Source organism: Pseudomonas sp. Pseusp97, from assembly GCF_047304025.1.
Taxonomy (GTDB): domain Bacteria; phylum Pseudomonadota; class Gammaproteobacteria; order Pseudomonadales; family Pseudomonadaceae; genus Pseudomonas.
Map to the genome: position 1 here is coordinate 1 of NZ_JBGLYK010000350.1, position 3,681 is coordinate 3,681.

General features: G+C 66.7%; 5 protein-coding genes. 4 read left to right on the forward strand and 1 reads right to left on the reverse strand.

Annotation, left to right across the window (positions count from 1 at the left end; translation table 11 throughout):
* The first annotated feature begins 83 nt into the window (after positions 1-83).
* Complete coding sequence (locus tag ACCC94_RS28610) at positions 84-857, forward strand: 1,6-dihydroxycyclohexa-2,4-diene-1-carboxylate dehydrogenase (protein WP_413352967.1); 774 nt, start codon at positions 84-86, stop codon at positions 855-857.
* An 18-nt stretch (positions 858-875) separates the two neighbouring features.
* On the opposite strand, the gene ACCC94_RS28615 is transcribed toward ACCC94_RS28610, so the two are convergent.
* Positions 876-1,748, reverse strand: a complete 873-nt coding sequence (locus tag ACCC94_RS28615; RefSeq protein WP_413352968.1) for a LysR family transcriptional regulator — start codon at positions 1,746-1,748, stop codon at positions 876-878.
* Between the two features lie 142 nt (positions 1,749-1,890).
* Between ACCC94_RS28615 and ACCC94_RS28620 the strand changes: the two genes are divergently transcribed.
* The 3 genes from ACCC94_RS28620 to ACCC94_RS28630 all read left to right on the forward strand — a co-directional run.
* Positions 1,891-3,012 (forward strand): muconate cycloisomerase family protein, encoded by a 1,122-nt coding sequence (locus ACCC94_RS28620; protein WP_413352969.1) that lies wholly within the window; start codon positions 1,891-1,893, stop codon positions 3,010-3,012.
* Positions 3,013-3,053: 41 nt separating this feature from the next.
* Positions 3,054-3,344: a muconolactone Delta-isomerase gene (gene catC, locus ACCC94_RS28625; protein WP_413352970.1), complete on the forward strand. Its 291-nt coding sequence runs from the start codon at positions 3,054-3,056 to the stop codon at positions 3,342-3,344.
* 47 nt (positions 3,345-3,391) lie between these two features.
* Positions 3,392-3,681: dioxygenase (locus ACCC94_RS28630; RefSeq protein WP_413352971.1), on the forward strand; the 290-nt coding region annotated here is incomplete at its 3' end.

A 3,681-nucleotide genomic window follows, 5' to 3' on the forward strand; every position in this document is an offset into this window, starting at 1 on the left:
TGCTCGCGAACCGCTTCACAGCAGGGTTTGGTTCGCGAGCAAGCTCGCTCCTACAGGGTTTGCCCCGACGTTATGAGGTCACCATGAACCGATTCAAAGACAAGATCGCCCTCGTCACCGGCGCCGCCCAGGGTATCGGCCGGCGCGTCGCCGAGCGGCTGGTGGAAGAGGGCGCCAGGGTCATCGCCGTGGACCGCTCCGAGATCGTCCACGAGCTGCAGGGCGCCCTCGGTCAGAACGGCGAAGTGCTCACCCTGACCGCCGACCTGGAACGCTTCGCCGACTGCCAGAACGTGGTCGAGCAGGCAGTAAAGAGCTTCGGCCGCCTCGACATCCTCATCAATAACGTCGGCGGCACCATCTGGGCCAAGCCCTTCGAGCACTACGCCGAAGAGGAGATCGAAGCCGAGGTGCGCCGCTCATTGTTCCCCACTTTGTGGTGCTGTCGCGCCGCGCTGGTGCCGATGCTGGAGCAGGGCGCGGGCGCGATCGTCAATGTGTCCTCCATCGCCACCCGCGGTGTTAACCGCGTGCCCTACGGTGCGGCGAAGGGCGGGGTGAATGCACTGACCGCCTGCCTGGCCTTCGAGACCGCCGAGCGCGGCGTGCGGGTGAATGCCACCGCGCCCGGCGGCACCGAGGCGCCGCCCCGGCGCATCCCGCGTAATGCCGCGCAGCAGAGCGAGCAGGAGAAGGCCTGGTACCAGCAGATCGTCGACCAGACCCTCGACAGCAGCCTGATGAAGCGCTACGGGACCATCGACGAACAGGTCGGCGCGATCCTCTTCCTCGCCTCCGACGAGGCCAGCTACATCACCGGCGTGACCCTGCCGGTGGGTGGCGGCGACCTCGGCTGAGGCGCCGCGATGACGTGTTTACGGCAGCTGCGCGCCGATCAGTCGCAGGCAGTGTTGCAGCGGCGCACTGACGTCGCCACTGCGCTGGCTGAGGATGATCGGCGAGACCGCCTCGGCGTCGGTCAGCGTGGCGTAGCCGATGTCGGCGCGGTGCTGCTGTTGCACAGACTCCGGTACCAGCGCCACGCCAAGGCCGGCGGCGACGAGGCCGATGGCGGTCTGCAGCTCGTTGGTCCACTGCGTCACCCGCACGCTCAGGCCGTGGTTGGCGAACAGCGCCAGCACGTGGTCGGCGTAGCTGGGGCGCGGGTTGGCGGGGTAGAGCACGAAATCCTCGGCGGCCAGTTGCGCCAGGCTCAGCGGCGCGCCGAGCAGACGGTGCCCGGCCGGCAGCACGGCGACCATTGGCTCCTCGCGCAATACCTGCTGGGTAATGGCCGGATCGTCGATGCGGATGCGCCCGAAGCCGATGTCGATGCGCCCGCTCTTCAGCGCCTCGACCTGCTGCACCGTGGTCATTTCCTGCAGTCCCAGCTCCAGCCCGGCGTCGCCGCGCAGCTCGCGGATCAGCTCGGGCAGGCCGTCGTACAGCGTCGAGGGCGCGAAGCCGATGCCGAACCACTGGCGCTCGCCCTGGCCAATGCGCCGGGTGCTCTCGCAGATGCTGTCCAGCTGCGCCAGCAGGGTGCCGGTCTGCTCGTGGAAGTAGCGCCCGGCGTCGGTCAGGCGCAGCGGCCGGCCGCGCTCCAGCAGCGGCACGCCGAGCAGTTCTTCGAGCTGCTGGATCTGCCGGCTCAGCGGCGGCTGGGCGATGTGCAGGCGCTCGGCGGCACGGGTGAAGTTGAGGGTGCCGGCCACTTCGCGGAAGTAGCGCAGGTGTCGCAGCTCCATGATACCTCCTGGGTATGCAACAAGACGGCATCAATATTGGACTGCCCTGCAGGCAAGACGCAATCCTTCGTTATCCGTGAAAAGACCTGTCGGGTATCGAGAGACACCCACCCTACGAACACCACAGACCGGAACGCCGTCCATGAGTAGCCCCGTCATCGAACGCATCGAGTCGATCATCGTCGACCTGCCGACCATCCGCCCGCACAAGCTGGCCATGCACACCATGCAGCAGCAGACCCTGGTGATCATCCGCCTGCGCTGCTCCGACGGCGTCGAGGGCATCGGCGAAGCCACCACCATCGGCGGCCTGGCGTACGGCAACGAGAGCCCGGAAAGCATCAAGGCCAATATCGACGCGCACTTCGCGCCGCTGCTCAAGGGGCAGGACGCCAGCAACATCAACGCCTGCATGCAGCGCCTGGACAAGTCGATCAAGGGCAACACCTTCGCCCGCTCCGGCATCGAGAGTGCGCTGCTGGACGCCCAGGGCAAGCGCCTCGGCCTGCCGGTCAGCGAACTGCTCGGCGGCCGCGTGCGCGACAGCCTGGAAGTGGCCTGGACCCTGGCTTCCGGCGACACTGCCCGCGACATCGCCGAAGCCGAGCAGATGCTGGATTCCCGCCGCCACCGCATCTTCAAGCTGAAGATCGGCGCCAACCCGCTGGAGCAGGACCTCAAGCATGTGGTGGCGATCAAGCAGGCGCTGGGCGAACGCGCCAGCGTGCGGGTGGACGTCAACCAGGGTTGGGACGAGTCCCAGGCCATCCGCGGCTGCCAGGTGCTCGGCGAAAATGGCATCGACCTCATCGAACAGCCCATCTCGCGCATCAACCGCAGCGGCCAGGTGCGCCTGAACCAGCGTAGCCCGGCGCCGATCATGGCCGACGAATCCATCGAGAGCGTGGCGGATGCCTTCAGCCTCGCGGCGGACGGTGCAGCGAGCATCTTCGCCCTGAAGATCGCCAAGAACGGTGGCCCGCGTGCCGTGCTGCGCACCGCGCAGATCGCCGAAGCCGCCGGTATCGCGCTGTACGGCGGGACCATGCTCGAAGGCGCGGTCGGCACCCTGGCTTCGGCCCATGCCTTTATCACCCTGGAGAAGCTGACCTGGGCCACCGAGCTGTTCGGCCCGCTGCTGCTCACCGAGGAAATCGTCACCGAACCGCCGGTCTACCGCGACTTCCAGCTGCACGTGCCGCGCACGCCCGGCCTGGGCCTGACGCTCGACGAAGAGCGCCTGGCGCGCTTCCGCCGCACCTGACTCGAAACCCTTTCCGACTGCCCGATAGAGGAGAAGACCCGATGCTGTTCCACGTGAAGATGACCGTGAAATTGCCCGTGGACATGGACCCGGCCAAGGCCGCCCAACTCAAGGCCGAAGAGAAGGAACTGGCCCAGCGCCTGCAGCGCGAGGGCAAGTGGCGTCACCTGTGGCGCATCGCCGGGCATTACGCCAACTACAGCGTGTTCGACCTCGCCAGCGTCGAGGAACTGCACGACACCCTGATGCAGCTGCCGCTGTTCCCCTACATGGATATCGAGGTCGACGGGCTCTGCCGCCATCCGTCTTCGATCCACGCCGACGACCGCTGATTTTCGTTCTGTACGACTCAACAAGAACAAGACTTGAGGATCGCATCATGACCGTGAAGATTTCCCAGACTGCCGACATCCAGAAGTTCTTCGAAGAAGCCAGCGGCGCCCTGAACGATCAGGGCAACCCGCGGGTGAAGAACCTCGTCCTGCGCATCCTGCAGGACACCGCCAGGCTGATCGAAGACATGAACGTCACCCCCGACGAGTTCTGGAAGGCGGTGGATTACCTCAACCGCCTGGGCGCCCGTCAGGAGGCTGGCCTGGTCGTCGCCGGCCTGGGCATCGAGCACTACCTCGACCTGCTGCTGGACGCCCAGGACGCGGCGGCCGGCAT

What these genes read in the sequence shown, in the direction of transcription:
- ACCC94_RS28610 (WP_413352967.1), top strand. Translation starts at nt 84, where the DNA reads ATGAACCGATTCAAAGACAAGATCGCCCTCGTCACCGGCGCCGCCCAG.
- ACCC94_RS28615 (WP_413352968.1), bottom strand. Translation starts at nt 1,748, where the DNA reads ATGGAGCTGCGACACCTGCGCTACTTCCGCGAAGTGGCCGGCACCCTC.
- ACCC94_RS28620 (WP_413352969.1), top strand. Translation starts at nt 1,891, where the DNA reads ATGAGTAGCCCCGTCATCGAACGCATCGAGTCGATCATCGTCGACCTG.
- catC (WP_413352970.1), top strand. Translation starts at nt 3,054, where the DNA reads ATGCTGTTCCACGTGAAGATGACCGTGAAATTGCCCGTGGACATGGAC.